General features: G+C 66.5%; 23 protein-coding genes. 9 read left to right on the plus strand and 14 right to left on the minus strand.

Translation table 11 applies throughout. From position 1 onward, the window contains the following. Positions 1-2 precede the first annotated feature (2 nt). From Q0C42_RS00595 to Q0C42_RS00630, 8 genes are all read right to left on the minus strand, one after another. Complete coding sequence (locus Q0C42_RS00595) at positions 3-527, minus strand: SPOR domain-containing protein (RefSeq protein WP_295070499.1); 525 nt, start codon at positions 525-527, stop codon at positions 3-5. Then, positions 524-1,156 (minus strand): uracil phosphoribosyltransferase, encoded by a 633-nt coding sequence (gene upp, locus Q0C42_RS00600; RefSeq protein ID WP_295070502.1) that lies wholly within the window; start codon positions 1,154-1,156, stop codon positions 524-526. Before upp ends, Q0C42_RS00595 begins: the two co-directional genes overlap by 4 nt. Then, positions 1,157-2,134, minus strand: coding sequence for an adenosine deaminase (locus Q0C42_RS00605; RefSeq protein WP_295070504.1), 978 nt, complete (start codon positions 2,132-2,134; stop codon positions 1,157-1,159). 72 nt (positions 2,135-2,206) lie between these two features. Next, positions 2,207-3,415 carry a phosphopentomutase gene (locus Q0C42_RS00610; protein WP_295070505.1) on the minus strand — a complete coding sequence of 403 codons (1,209 nt, stop codon included), beginning with the start codon at positions 3,413-3,415 and terminating at the stop codon, positions 2,207-2,209. Next, positions 3,415-4,725 carry a thymidine phosphorylase gene (locus Q0C42_RS00615; protein ID WP_295070507.1) on the minus strand — a complete coding sequence of 437 codons (1,311 nt, stop codon included), beginning with the start codon at positions 4,723-4,725 and terminating at the stop codon, positions 3,415-3,417. Before Q0C42_RS00615 ends, Q0C42_RS00610 begins: the two co-directional genes overlap by 1 nt. Then, positions 4,722-5,120, minus strand: a complete 399-nt coding sequence (locus Q0C42_RS00620) for a cytidine deaminase (RefSeq protein WP_367115714.1) — start codon at positions 5,118-5,120, stop codon at positions 4,722-4,724. The genes Q0C42_RS00615 and Q0C42_RS00620 overlap by 4 nt, the downstream gene beginning before the upstream one ends. Before the next feature lie 134 nt (positions 5,121-5,254). Beyond that, entirely contained in the window at positions 5,255-6,337 is a 1,083-nt protein-coding gene (locus Q0C42_RS00625) for a cupin domain-containing protein (RefSeq protein WP_295070513.1), read from the minus strand. A gap of 14 nt (positions 6,338-6,351) precedes the next feature. Next, complete coding sequence (locus Q0C42_RS00630) at positions 6,352-6,999, minus strand: GntR family transcriptional regulator (RefSeq protein ID WP_295070515.1); 648 nt, start codon at positions 6,997-6,999, stop codon at positions 6,352-6,354. A gap of 256 nt (positions 7,000-7,255) precedes the next feature. Between Q0C42_RS00630 and Q0C42_RS00635 the strand changes: the two genes are divergently transcribed. From Q0C42_RS00635 to Q0C42_RS00655, 5 genes are all read left to right on the plus strand, one after another. Further along, the gene (locus Q0C42_RS00635; RefSeq protein ID WP_295070518.1) at positions 7,256-9,544 is read left to right on the plus strand and encodes an NADP-dependent malic enzyme; all 2,289 of its coding nucleotides are present in this window, start codon (positions 7,256-7,258) and stop codon (positions 9,542-9,544) included. Positions 9,545-9,642: 98 nt separating this feature from the next. Continuing rightward, complete coding sequence (locus Q0C42_RS00640; RefSeq protein ID WP_295070521.1) at positions 9,643-10,395, plus strand: outer membrane beta-barrel protein; 753 nt, start codon at positions 9,643-9,645, stop codon at positions 10,393-10,395. 254 nt (positions 10,396-10,649) lie between these two features. Beyond that, complete coding sequence (locus Q0C42_RS00645) at positions 10,650-12,536, plus strand: propionyl-CoA synthetase (protein ID WP_295070524.1); 1,887 nt, start codon at positions 10,650-10,652, stop codon at positions 12,534-12,536. A 73-nt stretch (positions 12,537-12,609) separates the two neighbouring features. Further along, the gene (locus Q0C42_RS00650; RefSeq protein WP_295070527.1) at positions 12,610-13,143 is read left to right on the plus strand and encodes a hypothetical protein; all 534 of its coding nucleotides are present in this window, start codon (positions 12,610-12,612) and stop codon (positions 13,141-13,143) included. Beyond that, complete coding sequence (locus Q0C42_RS00655) at positions 13,140-14,576, plus strand: sigma-54 dependent transcriptional regulator (RefSeq protein WP_295070530.1); 1,437 nt, start codon at positions 13,140-13,142, stop codon at positions 14,574-14,576. Before Q0C42_RS00650 ends, Q0C42_RS00655 begins: the two co-directional genes overlap by 4 nt. A gap of 68 nt (positions 14,577-14,644) precedes the next feature. On the opposite strand, the gene Q0C42_RS00660 is transcribed toward Q0C42_RS00655, so the two are convergent. Continuing rightward, positions 14,645-15,409 (minus strand): NAD kinase, encoded by a 765-nt coding sequence (locus Q0C42_RS00660; protein ID WP_295070533.1) that lies wholly within the window; start codon positions 15,407-15,409, stop codon positions 14,645-14,647. A 196-nt stretch (positions 15,410-15,605) separates the two neighbouring features. On the opposite strand from Q0C42_RS00660, the gene glyA reads away from it, so the two are divergent. The 3 genes from glyA to Q0C42_RS00675 all read left to right on the plus strand — a co-directional run bounded on the left by glyA (position 15,606) and on the right by Q0C42_RS00675 (position 18,791). After that, positions 15,606-16,901 carry a serine hydroxymethyltransferase gene (gene glyA, locus Q0C42_RS00665; RefSeq protein WP_295070536.1) on the plus strand — a complete coding sequence of 432 codons (1,296 nt, stop codon included), beginning with the start codon at positions 15,606-15,608 and terminating at the stop codon, positions 16,899-16,901. A 149-nt stretch (positions 16,902-17,050) separates the two neighbouring features. Then, positions 17,051-17,866: an SdiA-regulated domain-containing protein gene (locus Q0C42_RS00670; protein WP_295070539.1), complete on the plus strand. Its 816-nt coding sequence runs from the start codon at positions 17,051-17,053 to the stop codon at positions 17,864-17,866. A 52-nt stretch (positions 17,867-17,918) separates the two neighbouring features. Next, positions 17,919-18,791, plus strand: coding sequence for a DUF817 domain-containing protein (locus Q0C42_RS00675; RefSeq protein WP_295070540.1), 873 nt, complete (start codon positions 17,919-17,921; stop codon positions 18,789-18,791). A gap of 60 nt (positions 18,792-18,851) precedes the next feature. Here the strand turns inward: Q0C42_RS00675 and Q0C42_RS00680 are convergent, their stop codons facing one another. Then, a complete protein-coding gene (locus Q0C42_RS00680; RefSeq protein ID WP_295070543.1) occupies positions 18,852-19,223 on the minus strand; it encodes a hypothetical protein in 372 nt (123 codons plus the stop codon). Positions 19,224-19,323: 100 nt separating this feature from the next. Here Q0C42_RS00680 and Q0C42_RS00685 point away from each other — a divergent pair, with 100 nt between their 5' ends. After that, positions 19,324-20,094 (plus strand): alpha/beta fold hydrolase, encoded by a 771-nt coding sequence (locus tag Q0C42_RS00685; RefSeq protein ID WP_295070546.1) that lies wholly within the window; start codon positions 19,324-19,326, stop codon positions 20,092-20,094. Here the strand turns inward: Q0C42_RS00685 and Q0C42_RS00690 are convergent. The 4 genes from Q0C42_RS00690 to Q0C42_RS00705 all read right to left on the minus strand — a co-directional run bounded on the left by Q0C42_RS00690 (position 20,091) and on the right by Q0C42_RS00705 (position 24,932). Continuing rightward, entirely contained in the window at positions 20,091-20,264 is a 174-nt protein-coding gene (locus Q0C42_RS00690) for a hypothetical protein (RefSeq protein WP_295070549.1), read from the minus strand. The two genes, Q0C42_RS00685 and Q0C42_RS00690, sit on opposite strands and share 4 nt — an antisense overlap. Before the next feature lie 124 nt (positions 20,265-20,388). Beyond that, positions 20,389-21,516 (minus strand): iron-containing alcohol dehydrogenase, encoded by a 1,128-nt coding sequence (locus Q0C42_RS00695; RefSeq protein ID WP_295070551.1) that lies wholly within the window; start codon positions 21,514-21,516, stop codon positions 20,389-20,391. Next, positions 21,513-22,997, minus strand: a complete 1,485-nt coding sequence (glpK, locus tag Q0C42_RS00700) for a glycerol kinase GlpK (protein WP_295070554.1) — start codon at positions 22,995-22,997, stop codon at positions 21,513-21,515. Before glpK ends, Q0C42_RS00695 begins: the two co-directional genes overlap by 4 nt. A gap of 216 nt (positions 22,998-23,213) precedes the next feature. After that, complete coding sequence (locus Q0C42_RS00705; protein WP_295070557.1) at positions 23,214-24,932, minus strand: ABC transporter substrate-binding protein; 1,719 nt, start codon at positions 24,930-24,932, stop codon at positions 23,214-23,216. Between the last annotated feature and the right edge of the window lie 77 nt (positions 24,933-25,009).

The raw sequence follows: 25,009 nt of genomic DNA on the forward strand, positions 1-25,009 counted from the left end.
TCTCAGGGGTCGATCAGAATCGCGTCGGCAAAACCGGCATTCTTCAGTGCCTGTCGCGCCGCGGTCGCTGCCGCCGCGTCGGGAAACGGCCCTGCGAAAACCGTGAGCATGGGGCCGCTGCCGCGCTGAATCCGGCCCCTGACCACGGCATAGCCCAGTTCGGCAAGACGCGCCTCGGCCCGGTCGACATTTTCCGTTCTGCCGTAGCTGCCCACAGCCACGAAGTATCCGCCCCCTGGATCGGCCTGGGTGGTGGTCTCGGTCGCCTGCACCGGCTGCACGCCGACCTCCTCGACCACCGGCACGCGCTGGCCCGAGGGCGGGTTGCCGCAGACCGGCACCCCCTTGCGGGACACGCGGGGGATCCACAGCACTTCGGCTCCGTTTCCCGCGCGGGCGAACATGCAGCCCTTGCTGTCGACGTATTGCAGTCCTGCATATCCCGCCGGAGGCAATTCGGCCGGCCGCAGCGGCTCGGCGCCGACAGCCGTCCCGGCCACCACCACCAGGGCCGCGATCCGGATCATTTGGTGCCGAACATCCGGTCGCCCGCGTCGCCGAGACCGGGCACAATGTAGCCGTGGTCGTTCAGATGACTGTCCACCGCCGCCGTGACGATGGGCACATCCGGATGCGCTTCCTTCATCCTGGCAATCCCTTCCGGAGCCGCGAGCAGACACAGGAACCGGATCTGCTTGGCCCCGGCCTGCTTCAGCAGCGACACCGCCGCCACGCTGGAGTTCCCGGTGGCCAGCATCGGGTCCACGACGATGGCGATCCGGTCCTCCATATGGTCCGGCAGCTTGTTGTAGTACTGCACCGGCTGCAGCGTCTCGGGGTCGCGGTATAGCCCGACAAACCCCACACGCGCCGCAGGGATCAACTCCAGGATCCCGTCCAGCAGCCCGTTTCCGGCCCGCAGGATCGAAACCAGCGCCAGCTTCTTGCCCTCGATCGCGGGGGCGTCCATCTCTTCCAGCGGCGTCTCGATCCGCTTGGTGGTCATCGGCAACTCGCGCGTGACCTCATAGGCCAGCAGCAGGCTGATCTCGCGCAGAAGCTTGCGGAACGACGCGGTCGAGGTGTCCTTCTCGCGCATCAGGGTCAGCTTGTGCTGGACCAGGGGGTGCGACACGACGGTCAGGTGATCCAGCATTCAGGCCTCCAACAGCTTTCCGATCCTGGCCTTGGTATCCGCATCGCAGAAGGCCGCGTCAAGCGACTGGCGCGCGATCCGCCGGAATTGCCCTTCGTCCCAGTCGAACGCCTTGTGCAACTCGTCATACTCCCGCGCCATCGTGGTGTGGAAGAACGGCGGATCGTCGGTCGAGATGGTGACCTTCACGCCCCGCCGATCCAGTTCCGCAATCGGATGGTCGCGGAACGTCTTGTAGATGCCCAGCGTCACGTTCGACCCCGGACAGACCTCCAGGACGATCCCCGTCTCGGCCAGCTCGTCGACCAGCGCCAGATCCTCGATGGCGCGCACCCCATGCCCGATCCGCTCCACCCCCAGATCATGGACCGCATCGCGCACGCTCTCGGGTCCGCCCCACTCGCCCGCGTGCGCCGTAAGCCGCAAGCCCGCTTCCCGCGCGCAATCAAAGCTCCAGCGGAAGTCCTTCGGCACCCCGATCTTCTCGTCCCCCGCGATGCCGAACCCGACGATCCAACTCCCCGCCGTCTCGGCCGCACAACGCGCTGTCTCCCGCGCCTTCTCCGGCCCGAAATGCCGGATGCAGGTGATGATTCCGCGCAGGGTGACGCCCAGATCACGCTCGGCCTCGTCCGCCGCCTCCTGCATCGCGTGCAGGTACTCCTTCCAGGCCCCCACGTCCCGTCCGCCGCAGAAATCCGGGCTGACGAAGGTCTCGCAATACACCACCCCCGACTTCGCCGATTCCTCCAGCACCGCCAGCACCAGCCGCTGGTAATCGCGCGGCGACTGCAAGGCCGAGGTCGCCGCCTCATAGACCTTCAGGAAATCCCAGAAGTCCTTGTAGCGGTAATTCCCCCGCTCATCGAAGACCCCGGCTATGTCCAGATGCTTCTCCTTTGCCAGCCCCGCGATGAAGGCCGGCGGGGCCGCGCCCTCCAGGTGCAAATGCAATTCGACCTTCGGCAATCCGTCCACGAAACGCTCCCTGATTTCATCTGTCCACAAGTATCCCACGGGGGTCCGGGGGTGTGAAACCCCCGGGGGTGGTCACAGGAAACTCCGCCCCGACCCCTGCGCCTGCACCCCCAGATGCGCCGCCACCGAGGCCCCCACATCCACGAACCCCCGCAAACCCACCTCGCGGGCACCCACGCCCCAGCCCACCACCGGCACCCGTTCCCGCGTGTGCTCAGTCCCGTGGTAGGTCGGGTCATTGCCATGGTCCGCCGTGAAGATCGCCAGGTCCCCCGGCCGCAACTGCGCCAGGAACCGGGGAAGCCCTGCATCAAACCACTCCAGTGCGCGGGCGTAACCCGCCACGTCCCGGGGGTGGCCGTACAACGTGTCGAACTCCACGAAGTTCGCAAAGGTCAAGCTGCCCGCCTCCGATTCGGCTCCCAGCCGGACGAGGTGTTCGAAAAGGTCAGCGTCCGACTTTCCTTTCCACAGCTTCCCGATTCCCCGCATCGAAAAGATGTCGCCGATCTTGCCGACCCCATGCGTGGCTCGCCCTGCGCCCTGCACCCAGTCCAGCAGCGTCGGTGCGGGCGGGGCGATGGCAAAGTCCTTCCGGTTCGAGGTCCGCTTGAACGCCCCCGGAGTGCCCGTGAAAGGCCGAGCGATCACCCGCCCCACTTTCCGGGCATGCAGCATCGGCGACAGGTCCTTGCACAACTGCAAAAGTCGCTCCAACCCGAACGCCTCTTCATGTGCGGCGATCTGGAAGACGGAATCCGCCGAGGTGTAGCAGATCGGCCAGCCGGTCCGCAGATGCGCCTCGCAATGCTCCGCGATGATCGGCACGCCCGAAGCGTGGCAGTTGCCCAGGATGCCCTCGGTCCCCGCCAGCCGGCAGACCTCGGCCACGATGTCGTCCGGGAACGCGGGCACCGTATCGGGGAAATAGGTCCAGTCCCAGGGCACCGGCACTCCCGCCAGTTCCCAATGCCCGGAGGGCGTATCCTTGCCCCGCGACACCTCGGTCGCTGCCCCCCACAAGCCCTCGGGCACCGCCGAAAGCCCCGGCGTCGCGGCACCGGAGGCCAGCCGGATCGCCGCTCCCAACCCCAGCCGGTCGAGGTTCGGCATCTTCAGCAGGCCCGACCGACCGACCTCGGCCCGACCCTCGGCGCAGGCTGCCGCGATATGGCCCAGGGTGTTCGACCCCGCGTCGCCGAAGTCCGCCGCATCGGGCGCACCGCCGCAGCCGACGCTGTCCATCACGATCAGAAACGCCCGCCCTTGCGCACTGGCCATCAGCCGATCCTCTTTTGCACCAGTGGCGGCTCCTCGGGCAGTTCCGGCACGATCCCGTAGGCCGCCTGCACTGCCGCGACCGCCGCCCTTGCCGCATCTTCCGTCACCGCGTGGACCATCGCCAGTGGCACCCCGGCCCCGGTCTCTTCACCGATCCCGGCAAGGTCCGATAGCCCGACCGAGGGGTTGACCCGGTCGCCTTCCCGCTGGCGTCCGCCGCCCAGATGCACCACCGCAAGCCCCAGCGCCTCGCCGTTGATCCGCCCGACGAAACCGTCATCCAGCGCGGGCACTTCCATCATCACCGGGGCCGAGGGCAGCCGGTCCGGCCAGCGTTCCACGAAATCCGCGGGCCCGCCCTGCGCCACGACCATGCGCCCGAAACACTCCGCCGCCGCGCCGGATTCCAGCGCCTGCGAGATGCGCCCCTCGCCGTCCTTCGCGTCCGACGCCAGCCCCGCCAGTGCCAGCACCTCGCCACCCAAGGCCACGGTAACATCCCACAGCGCCGCGTTGACCGAAGTCCCGGTCAGCGTCTCCATCACCTCGATCACCTCCAGCGCATTGCCCGCCGCCGTAGCCAGGGGTTGCGACATGTCGGTGATGAGGGCCGAGGTCATGCACCCGGCGCCTTGCGCGGTCTTGACCAGCGACCGCGCCAGTGCCTCGGCCTCGGCCGCCGTCTTCATGAAGGCCCCGCTGCCGCACTTGACGTCCAGCACCAGCGCCTCCAGCCCCGCCGCCAGCTTTTTCGACAGGATCGACGCGGTGATCAGATCGACCGACTCCACCGTCGCCGAAACATCGCGGATCGCATAAAGCCGCCGGTCCGCCGGGGCAAGGTCGGCGCTGGCCGCCACGATGGCGCAGTGCACCTCGGTCATCTGCTTGCGCAGCGCCGCCTCTGTCATTCCGGTCCGAAACCCCGGTATCGCCTCAAGCTTGTCCAGCGTCCCGCCGGTATGCCCCAACCCGCGGCCCGAGATCATCGGGACATAGGCCCCACAGACCGCCAAGGCCGGTGCCAGAAGCAGCGAGGTGCAATCCCCGATCCCGCCCGTCGAATGCTTGTCCACCACCGGGCCGGGCAGGTCCCACTCCAGCACCTTGCCGCTGTCCCGCATCCCCCGCGTCAGCGCGACGCGGCCTTCCTCGGACAGACCCTTCAGCAACACCGCCATCGCGAAGGCCCCGGCCTGCGCATCCGTGACCGCGCCCGAAGCCAGTCCCATCGCGAACCAGCGCAACTCGTCGACGGAAGGCTGCCCGCCGTCGCGAATTCGGGCGATGATCGCCCGCGCGTCGGTCATGTGCGGTCCATATGCGCGGCGGTGAAGACGCCGGGCAAGAGGTCCGCCACCGTCATCACCTTCGACTTGCCGTCCGTGGTGCAAAGCGTGACGCGCACGTCCTGAGCCGCAAACTCCGCAATCTTCTGCCGGCAGCCGCCGCAAGGGGGCACCGGATCGGGGCTGTCGGCAATCACGCAGACCTCGGTGATCCGGGTATCCCCCGCTGCGATCATCGCCGCGATGGCTCCAGCCTCGGCGCAGGTGCCTTCCGGATAGGCCACGTTCTCGACATTGCAGCCAACATGGACGGCCCCGCTCGGTGACAGCAGCGCCGCCCCCACCTTGAACCGCGAATAGGGCGCATAGGCGCGTTCCCTGACCGCCGTCGCCGCCTGCAGAAGCGTCATCGCCACCCCCTGTTTGACCAATTGGTCAGAGTGTGAAGCCGCCCGAAGATTTCCGCAAGCCGGGTATGAACGTCGGTCACCTTCGGCTTATCCTCGCGCGCGGCCCCTCCGACGAGAAGGCGAAGCCGCACGAGGAGGCGCTATCTGTCGACCACCCGCGTCGCCGGATTGCCGGGCAGCGTCACTTCCAGCAACTCCAAATCCGCAGTCGCCTCGGAATACCGCGTCGCCATCCCCGGTGGGACCACGAAGGCATCCCCCGGAGACAAGCGGAACGGGTCCTTGCCCTCCCCTTCCAGCGTCATTCCTCCGGTCATCACGAAGGTAAACAGGATGTCTCCGTCATGGACCGTCCAGGGCGCCGCGCCCTTGGGCCGCGCCACCATGACCGAGGCCACGCCCTTCGTGGCCGTCAGGATCGACGTATCCCGCGCCTCGAACCCGGGAATCCGGAACGGTATGAACGTGCCTTCCTTCCCGATGTCATGGACGAACCTCTGCCCCTCCCACTCCCGCTCCGGCCGGTAGTGCGGCGTGGGCAGGGTCATCTCGTGGTCGATCTCGGTCACATGTTCGGCGGGAACGCCGATCTCCACGACCTGCACCCCTTCGGAATGCAGCACCTTGTGGCGGATGCCCGGCGGCTGGATGAAGCAGTCCCCGGCATGGATGCGGCGGATACCGCCCTGGTCCTCGTAAAGCACATCGACCCAGCCCGCGACGCAGAAGATCAGCTGGAAGCCGACCTTGTGGTAATGCACCATGTCCGGCACCGGCCCGTCCGGCACCCGGATGTGACTGGCGATCATCGCGCCGCCCAGCCGCGTCGGGATCAGGTCACGATACTCCATCCCCGCCCGCCCGATCACCCAGGGCGCCTGGTCGGCCAGTCGCCGCACCACGAAGGCATGTTCCGTCGCGGGCGTCACGACGGGAGGGTTCAGCTCATCCACTTCGACCTTCGTCCCGTTGGGCGCCACCAGCGACTTCGCGCCCCCGGCAAACCCCGGGTCATCCGTCAGGATGCGCAGTGTCCCCGGGGCCTCGCTTGCCCCCTTTTCGATCCGAAGGCGCACGCCATGCCCGGACAGCACCGCCACGGAAGGATTGTCCGCCGGGAAGATCATGTCCAACCGAAAGCCAAGGGTCTTTGTGTAGAACGGCAGATCCTCCCGCAGCTCTTGCGTCGGCAGCCGGATCTCGGCGCGGATTTCTTGGGTCATCGTCTCTCTTTCGTTCATGCCCGGCATTCAGGCAGGGCAGCATTTTCGGTGTAGGCGGTCTCGGCGTCGTAGATGAAGCGCAGCATCCGGTCCGAGGCGGCAGGCCCATCCCCCGCCTCGAACGCGTCCAAAAGGGCACGCAGCCCGGCAACGATGGTCCGGCGCGCGACAGGGTCGGGCATGGTGGCAAAGCGGACCGACTGGACCTGCCCCGAATAGCGCTGGATCGCCAACCGCAGTTCGGTATTGCGAACCGCTTCCAGCCAGGCATTGCGAAAGGCCTCGCAACCGCGATGGAACGCCGCCACATCTGCCGCCGCGCCTTCGGCCACGCCAAGCGCGGCACGCAGGGTGGCAAGGTCGGCCTCGGTCCGATCCCGCGCAGCACAGGCGACCGCGTGGGGTTCCAGAAGCCGCCGCAAGGTGAAGACCTCGGCAATCCGCTCCGCCGACAGGTTCGGCAACGCGAAGCCGCGGCTGGTGCCTTCAAGATAGCCTTCCGAGACCAACTGCATCAGCGCCTCGCGCACCGGCATCCGGCTGACGCCCATCTCCTCGGCAATCGCGTGGTCGACCAGCCGCACCTCCGGTCCGACCTCGCCGCGCAGCAGCCGCAGACGAAGCGTCTCGTGGATCCGGGTACGGTGGCTGGCGCGGGACATGGACTGAAAAGTATACTGTTGTGGCGGCAAGTCCATACATTCCGGCACCAGTCACCTGAAGATTGGTCGGATCGGTATACTTCCCGCAATGCTAGCGCCAACACTTGCTTGCAAAGCCTAAAAGCCCTTGCGGGTTTTCATTGATTTCCATAGGGCGCAAATGCAGGCATGGTGGCGCCGGAAGGCCGGTCAAGACCACTAGAAACGGCTTCAGAAAAGATGGTTCAACGTTAAACCATTTTGCAGGAGGGGACAGATGGACGACCGGCAGGACGAGGCGAAACAGGCGGCACGGCAAGCGGCGCTGGACTATCACGAGTTTCCAAAGCCCGGAAAACTGGAAATCCGCGCCACGAAACCCCTAGCCAACGGTCGCGACCTTGCCCGCGCCTATTCCCCCGGCGTCGCCGAGGCCTGCCTGGAAATCAAGGCCGACCCCTCGACTGCCAGCCGCTACACCTCCAAGGGCAACCTTGTCGCCGTCATCTCGAACGGCACCGCCGTCCTGGGCCTTGGCAACATCGGCGCACTGGCCTCGAAGCCGGTGATGGAGGGCAAGGCCGTCCTCTTCAAGAAATTCGCCAACATCGACTGCTTCGACATCGAGGTGAACGAACCCGACCCGGTCAAGCTGGCCGAGATCGTCTGCGCGCTGGAGCCCACCTTCGGCGCGGTCAACCTCGAAGACATCAAGGCCCCCGACTGCTTCATCGTCGAGAAGCTCTGCCGCGAGCGGATGAACATCCCCGTCTTCCACGACGACCAGCACGGCACCGCGATCGTGGTTGGAGCGGCGGCGACCAACGCGATGATCGTCGCGGGCAAGACCTTTGGCGAGATCAAGGTCGTCTCCACGGGCGGCGGGGCTGCCGGCATCGCCTGCCTGGAAATGCTGGTGAAGCTGGGCGTCAAGCGCGAGAACGTCTGGCTTTGCGACCTTGAAGGCCTTGTCTACCACGGCCGGGCCGAGCAGATGACCCAGCAGAAGGCGAATTTCGCGCAAGGCGACAAGCCCGCCACGCTGGCCGACGTTATCAAGGGTGCCGACCTTTTCCTCGGGCTCTCCGGTCCCGGCGTCCTCACGCAGGACATGGTCAAGGCGATGGCCCCGAACCCGATCATCTTCGCCCTGGCGAACCCGACGCCCGAAATCCTGCCCGATGCGGTCCGCGAAGTGGCCCCCACCGCCATCATCGCCACCGGCCGCAGTGACTTCCCGAACCAGGTCAACAACGTCCTCTGCTTCCCCTTCATTTTCCGGGGTGCCCTCGACGTCGGCGCGACCACGATCAACGACGAGATGGAGATCGCCTGCATCGAAGGCATCGCCGCCCTTGCCCGCGCCACCACCTCCGCCGAAGCCGCCGCCGCGTACCGGGGCGAGACGATGGCCTTTGGGGCCGACTACCTGATCCCCAAGCCGTTCGACCCCCGCCTGATCGGCGTGGTCGCCAGCGCCGTCGCCAAGGCCGCGATGGAAACCGGCGTCGCCACCCGCCCGCTGGAGGACCTGGACGCCTACAAGCGCAAGCTTGACGGCTCGGTCTTCAAATCCGCCCTCCTGATGCGCCCGGTGTTCGAGGCCTCCAAGCTCGCCACCCGCCGCATCGTCTTTGCCGAAGGCGAGGATGAACGCGTCCTGCGCGCCGCCAACGCGATGCTCGAGGAAACCACCGACGTTCCGATCCTGATCGGCCGTCCCGAAGTGGTGGAGGCCCGGTGCGAACGGTCCGGCCTGCCGATCCGCCCGGGCCGCGATTTCCATCTGGTGAACCCGGAAAACGACCACCGCTACCGCGATTACTGGGGCACCTACCACGAGTTGATGGCTCGCCGCGGCGTCACCCCTGACACCGCCCGCGCGGTGATGCGCACCAACTCGACTGCCATCGCCGCGATCATGGTGCACCGCGAGGAAGCCGACAGCATGATCTGCGGCACCTTCGGTCAGTTCAACTGGCACCTTGGATACGTCCGCCAGATTCTTGCGCGCGGCGGCTTGCACCCGGTCGCAGCGCTGTCGCTGATGATCCTGGAAGACGGGCCCCTCTTCATCGCCGATACGCATGTCCATTCGGAACCAACGCCCAGCCAGATCATGGAGACCGTGATCGGCGCAGCCCGCCACGTCCGCCGCTTCGGCATCACCCCGAAGATCGCGCTCTGCACGCAAAGCCAGTTCGGCAACATGGACAACGCTTCCGCCCGCCGAATGCGCGATGCGCTGGAGCTTCTGGACCAGCGCGAACCCGACTTCGCTTATGAGGGCGAGATGAACCTCGACGCCGCCCTGGACCAGTCGATCCGCGACCGCCTCTTGCCCAACTCCCGTTACGAAGGCGGGGCGAATGTCCTGGTCTTTGCCTCCTCCGAGGTGGCGTCGGGCGTCCGCAACATCCTGAAGGTCAAGGCGGGAGGCTTGGAGGTCGGTCCGATCCTGATGGGCATGGGAAACAAGGCGCACGTCGTGACGCCCGCGATCACTGCGCGGGGATTGCTGAACATGTCCGCCATCGCGGGGACCCCTGTCGCGCACTACGGCTGATCAAAGGATACCTCTGCCAGCCTTTCGGGACACTGCTCTGCAGGAACCACACTCTCTAATGATCGCGCTCCTTCTTATGCGCCTTCTTGGAGAACGCCATGCCCTTTGCCAAACTTGCGGCCAGTCTGGCCCTACTGTCCGCGACCACCCTCCCCGCCCTGGCCGGAGGACCGCTTGCGACCGCCACAGAGGCCCCGGTCGCCGCCGTCGCCGAAGCTCCCGCCGATCCGTGGAGCGGGCCCTGGGCATCCTTCGCGCTGGGTTCGGGACGGGCCACTTATGACATCGCCGGGTCGGTTTATGATCCCGGCTTTCCTGGCCCGCTTCCTGGCATCGACCTTCCCGACTTCGGCGGCAAGGGCGGCACCGCAGGCGTGGAACTCGGCTACAACCACCGCGTCGGCGACAAGCTGGTCTTCGGTGTCCAGTTGGGCCGCGCCAGCTCGGCCATCGACACCGACGCCGCGCTGAACCTGTCCCCGATTCTGCCGCTGGACCTGACCTACCGCTACCGCGCAAAGAGCGCGACTTCGCTCCTGGGCCGCGTTGGCTATCTCGTCAACGACAAGAGCATGATCTTCGCGCTGGCCGGCGTGACCCGTGCGCAGTTCGACGGCACCCTTTCGTCCAGCTTCGGCTTGGAGGCCAACTACGGGCTGTCGCTGCAAGGTGTGACACTCGGCGCCGGGATCGAGACCATGGTGACCGACAAGATCTCGGTGCGGCTCGACTACCGCGTGACAAACTTCGAGGACTACAACCTGTTCAGCGGGTCCATCGGGCTCCCGGTCGAGGTTGGCCTGGAATCGAACATGCAGACCGTCAACGCTGCCGTGGTCATGCACTTCTGATCCTGTCCAGGGTCATCGCGCCCGCCCAACATCTCCCCGGTCGGCAGAATCATCTGTCGATCGGGCGACGATCTATTTGCAAACTCCCCGGTGGCGGAGGCTCCAACCACTCCAACAGCGCGGCTTTGCAAATATTGCGCGCTGCATTCAGTATATTCTGCAAATCTGCCGCACCCTGCTACCGGTAACACCGTTGCGCGACTGGCATCCCATCGCATACGAACCCCTTAGTGCATCAGCGGGGGGAGATCGCGATGAGCTACGCACAGGTTTACGGCCAGTGGCAGAAAGACCCCGAGGGCTTCTGGCTTTCCGCCGCCGGGGGCATCGACTGGGTGAAGAAACCCACCCGCGCGCTGGATGACAGCCGCGCCCCCCTCTACGAATGGTTCACGGACGCCCAGGTCAACACCTGCTGGAACGCCGTCGACCGCCACGTCATCGCCGGGCGCGGCAAGCAGCCTGCGATCATCCATGACAGCCCGGTGACCGGCACCAAGCATGTCATCACCTACGCCGAGTTGCAGGACCGCGTCTCCCGCCTGGCCGGAGCCCTGAAGGCCAAGGGCATCGAAAAGGGCGACCGCGTCATCATATACATGCCGATGGTCCCCGAGGCGCTGGAGGCGATGCTCGCCTGCGCGCGTCTGGGCGCGATCCACTCGGTCGTCTTCGGTGGCTTCGCGGCCCACGAACTTGCCGTCCGGATCGACGACTGCACGCCGAAGGCCATCATCGCGGCAAGCTGCGGCATCGAACCCTCTCGCGTGGTCCACTACAAACCGCTTCTCGACAGCGCCATCGACCAGGCGACCCACAAGCCCGACTTCTGCGTGATCTTCCAGCGCGAACAAGAGGTCGCCAAGCTGACCCCCGGCCGCGACCACGCCTGGCACGAATTCCAGTACGGCGTCACCCCCGCCGACTGCACGCCCGTGGAAGGCAACCACCCCGCCTATATCCTGTATACCTCGGGCACCACGGGCGCGCCCAAAGGCGTCGTCCGCCCCACGGCCGGGCACCTTGTGGCCCTCAACTGGACCATGCGCGCGATCTACAATTGCGGGGCGGGAGACGTCTTCTGGGCCGCCAGTGACGTCGGCTGGGTCGTCGGCCACAGCTACATCTGTTACGCCCCGCTCATCGCCGGCTGCACCACCGTGGTCTACGAAGGCAAACCCGTCGGCACCCCCGACGCCGCCGCCTTCTGGCGCGTCATCAACGAACACAAGGTCCGCAGCTTCTTTACCGCCCCCACGGCCCTGCGTGCCATCAAGCGCGACGACCCCGAGGGGAAACTGGTCCCCAAGCTTCCCACCCTGCAGGCCCTCTACCTGGCGGGTGAGCGCGCCGATCCCGACACGATCCACTGGGCGCAGCGCCACATGAACGTACCCGTCGTCGACCACTGGTGGCAGACCGAAACCGGCTATGCCATCGCCGCAAACCCCCTCGGCATCGAGCATCTGCCGGTCAAGATCGGCAGCCCCTCGGTCCCGATGCCAGGCTTTCATGTACAGGTCCTGGACGAAGGCGGCCACCCGGTCAGCCCCGGAACCCTGGGCGCCATCGCCGTCAAACTCCCGCTGCCCCCCGGCACCCTTCCAACCCTCTGGAACGCCGAGGACCGCTTCCGCAAAAGCTACCTGAACCATTTCCCCGGCTATTACGAGACGGGGGACGCGGGCTACATCGACGCCGACGGCTATCTCTACATCATGGCCCGTACCGATGACGTCATCAACGTCGCCGGCCACCGCCTGTCCACCGGCGCGATGGAAGAAGTGCTGGCCGCCCACAAGGACGTCGCCGAATGTGCGGTGATCGGGGTCGCAGACGACCTCAAGGGCCAGTCGCCGCTGGGATTCCTTTGCCTGAACAAAGGGTCCGACCGCGCGCATGCCGATGTGGTGAAGGAATGCGTCCAGCTGGTCCGCGATCAGATCGGCCCGGTCGCCGACTTCAAGCGCGCCGTCGTCGTGGACCGACTGCCCAAGACCCGCTCGGGCAAGATCCTGCGCGGGACGATGGTCAAGATCGCCGACAGCACGCCGTGGAAGATGCCGGCAACGATCGACGACCCGGCGATCCTGGATGAAATCACCACGGCGCTGCAAAGCCTCGGACTGGCGAAGACCTGACGCGGCACTGGACAGGCGGCGCGACCTGGGGCAATCTTTGCAATATGCAAAGATTGCTGCTGCGGCAAACCGGATGACACAGCCCGACACCAGCCGTGCGGACCCGCGCGCCGGGGCGGTTTCCGCCCTGCGCCGCGCGATCCAGTCACTGCGGCCCCATCTCGAAACCTCCGAAGACCAGGCCGACCTTGCCCTGATCGAAGCGGCTGCCGCGCGCCTGTCGCAACCCCGCGCAGCCGCAACGCTTGGTATCGCCGATTTCGACCCGACCTTGCTTGCCCATCTCTTGCAGCTTACCGGCCCCTCGGTTGCCCCGGAACTCCTGTCGCGCCTGACCGAGGATCTGACCGCAACCCAGGAAACGCTTGCATCCGGGGTCCGGGAAGCCGACTGGAAACTGCTGCGCGAAGGCAGCCACGTTCTGATCTCGCTTTCGGGCTCGGTCGGGGCCAGATCGCTGCAGGCGATGTCGGAGAACCTGAATGCCATCGCCCACCGGCAAGATACCGCAGCGCTTGCCGGACTGATGCGCCCGCTTGACGGTGAACTCTCCGCCCTGATCCGACTGATCCGCGCCACCCGTGCACCAACCGAGATTGCCGAATGAAGCCCACCACCGCGCTCTCGCGCCCCGCCGTCCTGCTGGTCGAAGACACCATGTCGCTGCAGATGGTGTATCGCTCCATCCTTGCGACCGCCGGCCACCGCGTTGCCGTTGCCGCCACGGCATCGGAAGGCCTTGAACAGTTCCGCACCCACCGCCCGATGGTCGTGCTTCTGGACCTGATCCTTCCCGACCGCGACGGGCTGGAAGTGATGCAGGAGATCCAGTCGATCCAGCCGGAAACCCGCGTCATCGCGATCACCGCCAACGGCTCGGTCAATCGCGCGGTCGAAGCGATGCGTGCCGGCGCGCATGACTTCCTGGTAAAGCCCTTTGACGAGGGCAAACTGCTCTCCGCCGTGCAGAATGCTTTGGCCGAGGCGGGTCCGCGCGATGCCGTGAAACCGACGGACCCCTCGGCCCCGGCCACCCGCAGCCGGGATGCCGGGCAGGTGCCGGAAGGGTCGGGCTTCATCGGCTCGTCCGAGGCGATGAAGCGGATTCACGGCACGATCAACTCGGTCGCGCGCTCGATGGCGACGGTGTTCATCACCGGCGAAAGCGGAACAGGGAAAGAGCTTTGCGCCCTGGCGGTCCACGCCAATTCAAACCGCGCCTCCGGTCCCTTCATCGCGCTGAACTGCGGCGCGATCCCGCAGGACCTGCTGGAATCCGAAGTCTTCGGCCACATGAAGGGCAGCTTCACCGGTGCGATTTCCGACAAGCCCGGTGCCGCGACGGCTGCTGATGGCGGCACCCTGTTTCTCGACGAAGTCTGCGAGATGGCCCCGGCCCTGCAGACGAAACTTCTGCGGTTCCTGCAGACCTCCACGGTTCAGCCCGTCGGCGCGACCCGCCCCCGCAAGGTCAACGTCCGCATCGTCTGCGCCACCAACCGCGACCCCCTGGACGCCGTCCGCCGCGGACATTTCCGCGAGGATCTATACTACCGGCTCTATGTCGTCCCGATCCACATGCCGCCCCTGCGCGACCGCGGTCAGGACATCATCGAGATCGCCGAAGCCGCCCTTGCCCGCTTCGCCCAAGAGGAAGGCCGGGAATTTCATGGCCTTGACCCCACTGTGCGCAACCTGATGCTCTTGCTGCCCTGGCCCGGCAACGTCCGGCAGCTTCTCAACGTGATGCGCAACGTCGTGGTGCTGAACCAGGGCGGCTGGGTTTCGCCCGAGATGCTGCCCCCCGGTCTTGCCGATGAGGGGCGCCCGACCGACACGCCGCTTCTCCCCGTCGCCGCTCCCGACGCCTTCAAGCCCGACAGCCTCCTCGGCCTGCCGCTTGCCGAGGCCGAACGGCGTCTGATCGAGGCCACGCTTGCAATGCACGGCGGCTCGATCCCCAAGGCCGCGCGGGTCCTGGATGTGTCGCCCTCGACGCTGTATCGAAAGATCGAATCCTGGAACTCCAAGGCAAGCTGACCGCTCTTCGCTGACTGCGTCTCCCTTACTGCGTCCTACGACCAAACGAAGTCGAACGAGCCGCCCCCTCAGACGAACTGCTCGCCGATCAGCCGTTCCTCTAGGCCATGCCCAGGATCGAACAGCAGCCGGTGGCTCACGCTTTCGTCCGACCGCACCTCGACGCTGGTCACATCGCGGACCGACGACCGGCTGTCCGCATCCGCCATCACCGGCCGCTTCTCGGCCTCGATCACGTCGAACCGCACCACCGCCGACCGCGGCAACAGCGCACCCCGCCAGCGCCGCGGCCGGAAGGCCGACATCGCCGTCAGCGCCAGCACGTCCGACCCGATGGGCAGGATCGGACCATGCGCCGAATAGTTGTAGGCCGTCGATCCCGCCGGCGTCGCCACCAGCGCCCCGTCGCAGACCAGCTCCTCCATCCGCACCCGCCCGTCGATGCTGATCCGCAGCTTCGCCGCCTGCGGCCCCTGGCGCAGCAACGACACCTCGTTGATCGCCAGCGCTTGCGTGACCTTGCCCTTGACGTTCTCCGCCCGCATCGCCAGCGGGTTGATCAGCGTCTCCTCGGCCTCCGCCAGCCGCGCGGGCAGGTCCTCCAGCGCATAAGCGTTCATCAGGAACCCGATCGTCCCGCAGTTCATGCCATAGACCGGCAACCGCCGCCCATGCGCGGCATGCAGCGTCTGCAGCATGAACCCGTCGCCTCCCAGCGCCACGATCACCTCGGCCACCCGCGCATCGGCTTGCCCGTAGGCCGCCGTCAGTGCCGCCAGGGCAGCCACCGCCGCAGGTGCCTTCGAGGCCGTGAACCGGATCCGCTTCGTCATTGAGTTCCCCTTTCCGGCCAGTCTTGGCCGGGTCGTCCCGCAAACTCAAGCCCGCACCCGGGTTTCCTTTTGGCAGCACTGGTTTCCCGCCTGCCGCATAATTTCGCAGGACCCCTCGAAGAGGTCGCATTCCTGCCTTTCCCGATGCCCGCGACTGCTCTACATACCCCGCAACTTTCACCACGAGGGCAGAACGATGAACGCTTCCCACCGCGACACCGGTTTCTTCAGCGAACCCCTGTCCTCGCGCGACCCCGAGCTGTTCGGGGCCGTCACCCAGGAACTGGGCCGCCAGCGCCACGAGATCGAGCTGATCGCGTCCGAAAACATCGTCTCCCGCGCCGTGATGGAAGCGCAGGGCTCGGTGATGACCAACAAATACGCCGAGGGCTATCCCGGCAAGCGCTACTACGGCGGCTGCCAATACGTTGATATCGCCGAGAACCTCGCCATCGACCGCGCCTGCCAGCTGTTTGGCTGCAGCTTCGCCAACGTCCAGCCGAACTCCGGCAGCCAAGCCAACCAGGGCGTGTTCCAGGCGCTTCTGAAGCCCGGCGACACCATCCTCGGCATGTCGCTGGACGCCGGCGGCCACCTCACCCACGGGGCCGCACCGAACCAGTCGGGCAAGTGGTTCCATGCCGTCCAGTATGGCGTGAGGAAGCAGGACCTGACCCTCGACTACGACCAGGTCCAGGCCCTCGCCACCGAACACCAGCCGAAGATGATCATCGCCGGCGGCTCCGCCATCCCCCGCATCATCGACTTCGCGAAAATGCGCGAGATCGCCGACAGCGTCGGCGCCTACCTCCTCGTCGACATGGCCCACTTCGCGGGCCTCGTCGCCGCGGGCCTCTACCCCAGCCCGTTCCCGCACGCCCATGTCGCCACCACCACCACCCACAAGACCCTGCGCGGCCCGCGCGGCGGCATGATCCTCACCAACGACGAGGCGCTGGCCAAGAAGTTCAACTCGGCGATCTTCCCGGGCATCCAAGGCGGCCCCCTGATGCACGTCATCGCCGCCAAGGCCGTCGCCTTCGGCGAGGCCCTGCGCCCCGGCTTCAAGACCTACCAGGCCCAGGTCATCAAGAACGCCCAGGCCCTGGCCGATGAGCTGATGAAGGGTGGCCTCGACATAGTCACCGGCGGCACCGACACCCACCTGATGCTGGTCGACCTGCGCCCCAAGGGCGTGAAGGGCAATGCCACCGAGAAAGCCCTCGGTCGCGCCCACATCACCTGCAACAAGAACGGTATCCCCTTCGACACCGAAAAGCCGACGATCACCTCCGGCGTCCGCCTCGGCACCCCGGCAGGCACCACCCGCGGCTTCGGTGAACCCGAGTTCCGCCAGATCGGCCGCTGGATCATCGAAGTGACCGAGGGCCTCGCCGCCAATGGCGAAGACGGCAACGGTGCAGTGGAGGCCAAGGTCAAGGCCGAAGTCGAAGCCCTCTGCCAGACCTTCCCGATCTATCCGGAGCTCTGATGACGGGGGGCCACAGCCCCCAGACCCAGACAGCAGCCGTCTCCCCCCGTCGGAGACGGCTACTCCGGCTCCTGCCGCTTCTCGTCCTCGTCACCGCGACTGGGGCCTGGGCGGGAGGGCTCTTTGGATTGGCCGGCCAGCTTCTCGCTATGCGCGGTCTCGGCCCCGAGGACTTTGGTGCCAGGCTGGATTTCAGCGGCTACCGCGTCGCCATTGAAGCCAGGCCCATCGATGGCCTGACCGACAACACCTCGGGCCTAACCTACAATCCGACCACCGGCACTCTCTTCACGGCGATCAACGATCCGCCAAAACTGGCCGAGCTTTCCCCCGACGGCAGCCTCTTGCGCGTCATGCCGCTGACCGGGGCGAAGGATGTCGAAGGCATCACCCATGTCGAGGGCGACCGTTTCATCATCGTCGATGAAGGCAAAAGCCGCCTGAACTGGATCACCATCACGCCAGACACGACGGCCATCGACCTGGCCGGAACCCCCTTCGTGACGTTGGACCTTGGCCCGGTCTCGAACCTGGGGTTCGAAGGCATCTCCTGGGACCAGCGCAGGCAGGAACTGGTCGTGGTGCAAGAGATGCTCCCGGTACGCGTCCTGGTGGTCGACGGTCTGGAAGCCGCCGTCCAGGGCCAGGGCCTGGGCATCGCGGTCCGCGAATGGGTGCCGGACAACTGGGCAGGGCATGGGGTCTCCGACCTGTCCTCGGTTTCTGTGCATGATCCGACCGGGAACATGATCCTGCTCAGCCACATGTCCTCGCTGATCATCGAATACGACGCCAACGGCGCACCGGTCAGCCTCCTGTCGCTCTGGGCCGGGCGGCACGGGCTGCAGGCCAGCGTGCCACAGGCGGAAGGCGTGGCGATCGGCCCTGCAGGCGAGGTGTTCCTCGTGTCCGAGCCGAACCTCTTTTACCGCTTCGATCCCGCCCGGCGGGAAACCCGCCCTTGACGCATGGGCCTGCCGCCGGTCTGATCGCCCGACGTACCCGCCCGAGGCCCGAATGACCACCCCTGACACCCGCTCCCTTGAACACCGCATGGGCGACTGGGCCCGGGCGCGGCTACCCTTCGCGGTGGCCGAGGTGGTGATGTTCGTCCTCAAGCAGGGCTGGGCCTGCCTCTTCGGCGGGCTCCTCCTCCTGGCGATCATCGGCACCAAGCTGATCTGGCAACCCGACTGGCCGCTGCACCGCTACGACGCCCTCTTCCTCTTCGCCATCGCCACGCAAGTCATCTTCCTCTGGACCAAACTGGAAACCTGGGAGGAAGCCCGCGTCATCCTCCTCTTCCACCTCACCGGAACGGCGATGGAGTGGTTCAAGGTCCACGCCGGGTCCTGGTCCTACCCCGAGCCGGGGGTCTTCATGCTGATGGGCGTGCCGCTGTTTTCCGGCTTCATGTACGCGGCCGTGGGCAGCTACATGGCCCGCGTGATCCGGGTCTTCGACATGCGCTTTGCCCCCTACCCCAGCTTTCCCCTCACCGTGGCGCTGGCGGTCGCGATCTATGTCAACTTCTTCGCCCACCACTTCCTGCCCGACATCCGGGTGGCACTGTTCATCGCCACTGTCGCGATCTACTGGCGGACCCGGATCTGGTTTCGCATCCATGACCGGCACTGGTGGATGCCCTTGCCCGTCGCGGCCTTCCTGTCCGCGCTGGCGCTCTGGGTGGCCGAGAACGTGGGCACCGCGACCGGAACCTGGATCTACTCGGGCCAGCTGCCGGGCCAGATGGTCAGCCTTGCCAAGCTTGGGTCCTGGTATCTGCTGTTGTACGTGGCTTTCGTGACCGTGACCCTGGTCACCCGCCGGGCGCTTTCGACCGAGGCTCTGCAGGGCGGACCGCTGGCGGACATGGCCACCAGACGGTAAACGCCCGCGGCCAAGTCCTTGTTTTTCATAGGACCGTGGGACGCACCACGCGTGGCGGCGTCAGAAATACCCGCGCCAGGCCAGGAAACCCAGGATCGCCACCGCCAGAAGCAGGACGCCGAACCCGACCGATCCGGCAATCCCTGCAAACAGGCTCCGCCGCCGCGCGACCGGATCGATCGCAATCAGATGTTTCAGGCAGACATCATAGGCCTCGGTCACCTCGCCCATGTCGATCTGACCCAGGAGCTTCGGATTCTGTGCCCGGTGCGCCGAGGTTGCAAGCAAGCGTCCGCTCTCGCGGACCTTCTTCGGCAGCGTCCGACCCGCCCGCTTCAGCTTGGCCGAAAGGTCACGCCCGCCCAGTCCCAGCCTCTCTTCCAGAAGCTGAGCCACCCGATCCGCCATCTGCTGGATCGTCACCGCACTCATTCGCACCACCCCCTTGAGACCCCGCCACAGAACCTAGAAGCGAATGCCGACATGTTCAACCAACTCTGGCCTGATCCCGCCGACGTGGCTATCAAGAGCCATGCTCGCCATAATCCGCCACCCCGCCAGCGTTGCAGCCGTCGCGCCAGCCCTTGTCATCGCCCACGGCCTTTACGGGTCAGGCCGGAACTGGGGCGTTATCGCCCGCCGTCTGGCCGACCGACGCGAGGTGGTGGCCGTCGACATGCGCAACCACGGCGACAGCCCCCGCTTCCCGACCCAAAGCTATCCCGACATGGCCGCTGACCTGGCCGACGTGATCGAAAGCCTTGGTGCCCCCGTCGACCTTCTGGGTCATTCGATGGGCGGCAAGGCTGCAATGCAGCTTGCCCTGACCCGGCCGGACCTGATCCGCCGCCTTGTCGTCGCCGACATCGCTCCGGTCGCCTACAGCCACGACCAGACCCGCAATGCCCAGGCGATGGCCTCGATCGACCTGTCGCGGATCACCACCCGGGCCGAGGCCGATGCGGCCCTCGCCGGACAGATCGACGATCCCGCCCTGCGCGCCTTCTTCCTGCAATCGCTGGACCTGCGCCACAAGCCGCCGCGCTGGAAACTGAACCTCGACGTCCTGGAAGAAGAGATGCCGAAGATCGTTGGCTGGCCCGGGACAGAGGGCACCTTTGGCCAACCCGCCCTGTTCCTGACCGGCGCGGAAAGCCATTACGTCCGACCCGAACACCGCGAGGCGATCCGAGCCAGCTTTCCCAAGGCGCGCTTCGCGAAAATTGCCGGCGCGGGCCACTGGCTGCATGCCGAGAAGCCGCGGGAGTTCGAGGAAACGGTCCGGGTCTTCCTCGAAGCCTAGTCGATCTGCCGGGCAACGGCCCAGGCCACCGGCAAGGCCAGGGCGGCTCCCACGGCGGCGGCCGCGATGATCGGCCACAGCGTGCCGTAGCCGGCGGTCAGCACCGCGATCACTCCGGTGCCGGCCATTGCGGTCGCGATCATCGAATAGAGAACCATCATCAGGCGCATCGGACGTCCCTCCTGGCAAGCCTTTCCGACAGTATGGCCCATCGAGCCTGTCAGCGCCTTGATCCGCGTCAATCCGCGTCTGGGTAGAGAGGGCGAGCCGCCCACCGCCCGCCGCCACCGCCCGTCAGGCCCGCTCCAGTATCTCGCGCAGGGCCAAATCGGAAAGGTCCACGGGGTTGCCCTTCATCGACGAGGCGCCTTTCGCTGCCGCCACGATCTCGGCATGCCGGTCCTCGGTAACCCCCAGCGCGGCAAGGCCCGGCAGGCCCTCGGCCCAGGACCAGGCCTGCAGCGCAGACGGAGACTCCTGCGCGCTGGACCCAAGAACCCCGGCCAGAAGCGCGCAAACCTCGTCCAGCCGCTCGCGTGTCGCGCCCGCCGATGCCGCCCGGTTCGCCTGCAGGACCGGCCCCAGAAGCGCGCCGCAGACCGCCCCGTGTGCGGCCCCGGTCATGCCACCGATCACCCCGGCAAATCCGTGCACTGCCCCCAGTCCGGCATTGGCAAGCGCCAACCCGCCGCAAAGGCTGACCCAAGCCATCCGGTCCCGCGCCTCTTTGTCCTCGCCTTCCATCAGTCGCATCAGCGCTGCCATGCCCATACCGATGGCGGGTCGGGTCAACGCGTCCGTATAAGGCGTGGCCTTGATCGAGACGAATGGCTCGATCACCTGCGTGACCGCATCCAGCCCCGAAGCAAGCGTCACCGATTTGGGGCATCCGTCAGTGAGACCGGGATCGATGATCGCCAGCCGCGCCACCATGCGGTCGTCGCGCAGGCTGACCTTGCGGCCGAGGTCGGGCAAGCCGATGACCGCGTTCTTGGTCACCTCCGCCCCGGTTCCCGCGGTGGTCGGGATTGCGATGAACGGCAGCGGCGGCGCGGTCAAAGGCTGGCCCCGGCCCACGACCTCCAGATGCTCCATCGGACCTTCGGTCGCCGGGATCAGCGCGGCCAGCGCCTTGCCGAGGTCCAGCGCCGCACCTCCACCCAGCGCCACCACCCATTCCGGGCGGTGGGCGCGCGCCTGGCCAAGGGCCGCGTCAAGGTCGGCCAGCGTCGGCTCACCCTGGCAGGCCAGCGCCAGAGTGTCCGGCCCCAGCCGGTCTACCAGCCAGGCCGCGCGGGCCGGCTTGGCGCCGTGGACCAGCACTCCGCGCGCACCGAAGCTGCGGATCAGGACGGGCGCCTTCGCGGCCTCGCCCCGGCCAAACAGAATACGGCCTGGCGCGGTAATCCCGAACGGGGTCATACCGACATCGTGGCGGCAATCGCCTTGCCCCAGCGGCCGTACTTGGCGTCGCGGGTGGCCGGGTCCATTTGCGGCGTGAAGCGGCGGTCCAGCGCCCAGGATCTCGAGAACTCCTCGGGTCCGCCCATGACCCCCACCTGCATCGCGGCAAGGTAGGCTGCACCCAAGGCCGTCGTCTCGGTGACCTTGGGCCGGTCCACCGGCGCGCCCAAAATGTCGGACAGGAACTGCATGGTCCAGTCGCTGGCGGTCATCCCCCCATCGACGCGGAGGACGCCCTGCGCCTCTGTTCCCCAATCGGCCCGCATCGCCTCCAGAAGGTCGCGGGTCTGGTAGCCGACGCTCTCCAGCGCCGCGCGGGCCAACTCGGCGGGGCCGGAGTTGCGGGTCAACCCGAAGACCGCACCCCGGCAGTCGGGCCGCCAGTAGGGCGCGCCAAGGCCGGTAAAAGCGGGGACAAGGATGACACCCTGCGCCTCTTCGGCCTTCTCGGCCAGGGGCTGCGTCTCCTTCGCCTCGCGGATGATCTTCAGCCCGTCGCGCAGCCACTGGACCACGGCACCCGCGATGAAGATCGATCCTTCCAGGGCATAGGTCGGCTTGCCCTTCAGCTGGTAGGCGATGGTGGTGAGAAGCCGGTTCTTCGACGGGACCATGTCGGCGCCGGTGTTCAGCAGGGCGAAGCAGCCGGTGCCATAGGTGGATTTCATCATGCCCGCGCTGAAGCAGGCCTGACCGACGGTGGCGGCCTGCTGGTCGCCCGCCACGCCAAGGATCGGGATCTCGCGGCCGAAAAGGTCGGGGCGAGTCACCCCGAAAGGGGCGGCGCAATCGTGGACCTGCGGCAGGAGCGACATCGGGATGTTCAGGAGACCGCAGATCTCGGCGTCCCACGCTCCCTTGGCGATGTTGTAAAGCAGGGTGCGCGAGGCGTTGGTGGCGTCGGTGGCGTGGACCTTGCCCCCGGTCAGGTTCCAGATCAGCCAGGTGTCGACGGTGCCGAAGGCAAGGTCTCCCGCTTCTGCCTTCGCCCGCGCGCCTTCGACGTGGTCGAGGAGCCACTTGACCTTGGTCCCGGAGAAGTAGGGGTCGAGGAGGAGGCCGGTGCGGGCGGTGATCATCGGCTCGTGGCCCTGGTCCTTCAGGGCGGTACAGGTGTCCGCCGTGCGCCGGTCCTGCCAGACGATGGCAGGGTGGATCGGCTGGCCGGTCTTGCGGTCCCAGATCAGCGTCGTCTCGCGCTGGTTGGTGATGCCGATCGCGGCGATCGAGGTCGCGCCGACCCCGGCCTTCTCGATCGCGGCGCGGGCGGTGCCGGCGACGGTGGACCAGAGGTCGGCGGGGTCGTGTTCCACCCAGCCGGGGCGGGGGTAATGCTGCGGAAACTCTTCCTGGGCAGAGGCGACGGGGCGGAGCCTCTCGTCAAACAGGATCGCGCGGGACGAGGTGGTGCCCTGATCGATGGCAAGGATATGGGTCATGGAGCGGCCTGCGGCAAGATGTGTCCACGGTGGACAGACGGCGGAGTGCAAGAGATTACAACGGGTTGGTCGTGGGCGTCAGGGAAATGTTAACGCCTGAGTAAAGCGAAAGGCCAGCGCCGGGCGACAAGAATTCCAAGAAAATTCTTGCCAGATTTCCTGTTCAGGAAGTTTGTGCCCGGGCGGAGCCTGTGCGCTCCGCCCGGGCGGTTCGGCTTACTGCCAGGACTTGATCAGCTCGTCATAAGCGATGGTTTTGGGCTCTTCGTCCTCGTTCTCCAGCTTGGCCACCGGCGCGCCGGGTGCGTCAAGCCAGACCTGCGGGTCCTGCGGCTCGTTCATCTTCGGGCCGATGTCGCCCTGGACGCCCGACTTCTCGATCCGCTCCAGGACCTTTTCCTGCTCTTCGCAGAGGGCATCAAGCGCTTCCTGCGGGGTTTTGGCCCCCGACATGGCGTCGCCGATGTTCTGCCACCACAGCTGCGCCATCTTCGGATAGTCCGGGATGTTGGTGCCGGTGGGCGACCACTGAACGCGGGCGGGCGAGCGGTAGAATTCGATCAGACCGCCGAGTTTCGGTGCGCGTTCGGTGAAGGAAGCATGCTGGATCGTCGATTCACGCACGAAGGTCAGGCCGACATGCGCCTTCTTCACGTCCACGGTCTTGGACGTCACGAACTGGGCGTAAAGCCAGGCAGCCTGAGCGCGGTCCACCGGGGTGGACTTCATCAGGGTCCACGAACCCACGTCCTGGTAGCCGATCTTCTGGCCTTCCTGCCAGTAGACGCCGTGCGGCGAGGGGGCCATGCGCCACTTGGGCGTGCCGTCCTCGTTCATCACCGGCAGGTCGGGCTTGACCGAAGCCGCGGTGAAGGCGGTGTACCAGAACATCTGCTGGGCGACTGCGCCCTGGGCAGGAACCGGGCCCGCTTCGCCGAAGGTCATGCCCTGGGCTTCCGGCGGCGTGTACTTCTGCAGCCACTCGATCGCCTTGGTCACGGCATAGACCGCGGCCGCGTCGTTGGTCGAGCCACCACGCGCCACGCAGGAGCCGACGGGACGCGAGTTTTCGTCAACCCGGACACCCCATTCGTCCACCGGCAGACCGTTCGGTTCGCCCACGTCGCCCATGCCGGCCATCGACATCCACGCGTCGGTGTAGCGCCAGCCCAGCGAGGGGTCCTTCTTGCCGTAGTCCATGTTGCCCCAGGCCGAGGTCGGCCCGCCCATGTAGGACATGTCGCGGCCGGTGAAGAACTCGGCGATATCCTCGTAGGCCGACCAGTTGATCGGAACGCCGAGGTCGTAGCCATACTTGGCCTTGAAGTCGTCCTTGGTCTTCTGGTCGTTGAACCAGTCGTAGCGGAACCAGTAGAGGTTCGCGAACTGCTGGTCGGGAAGCCGGTACAGCTCGCCATCCGGCGCGGTGGTGAACTTGGTGCCGATGAAGTCGGCCAGGTCCAGGTTCGGGTTGGTGACGGCGGCACCTTCGCCGGCCATCCAGTCGGTCAGGCTGCGCGCCTGCTGGTAGCGCCAGTGGGTGCCGATCAGGTCCGAGTCGTTGACGTATGCGTCATAGATGTTCTCGCCGGTCTGCATCTGCGTCTGCAGCTTTTCGACGACGTCGCCTTCACCGATCAGGTCATGGGTGACCTTGATGCCGGTGATTGCGGTGAAGGCCGGCGCAAGGACGCTAGCTTCGTAGCTGTGCGTGTCGATGGTTTCCGAGACGACCTTGATCTCCATGCCCGCATAGGGCTTGGCGGCGTCGATGAACCACTGCAGTTCCGCTTCCTGAGCGGCGCGGTCCAGGGTCGAAAGCTCGCCAACTTCCGCGTCGAGGAAGGCTTTCGCCGCCTCGATGTCGGCCCAGGCGGGGGCCTGCGTCGCCATGAGCGCAAGCGCCATGGCTGTTGCGGTGGAACGTAGTCTCATGTGATTCCTCCCAGAATGTTGAGACGTTGATCTTCGTTTTTCCCCGGGGCGGTCTCCTTCCCGCCCCCGGGCCGTCA

This window comes from Tabrizicola sp. (assembly GCF_022842145.1).
GTDB lineage: Bacteria > Pseudomonadota > Alphaproteobacteria > Rhodobacterales > Rhodobacteraceae > Tabrizicola.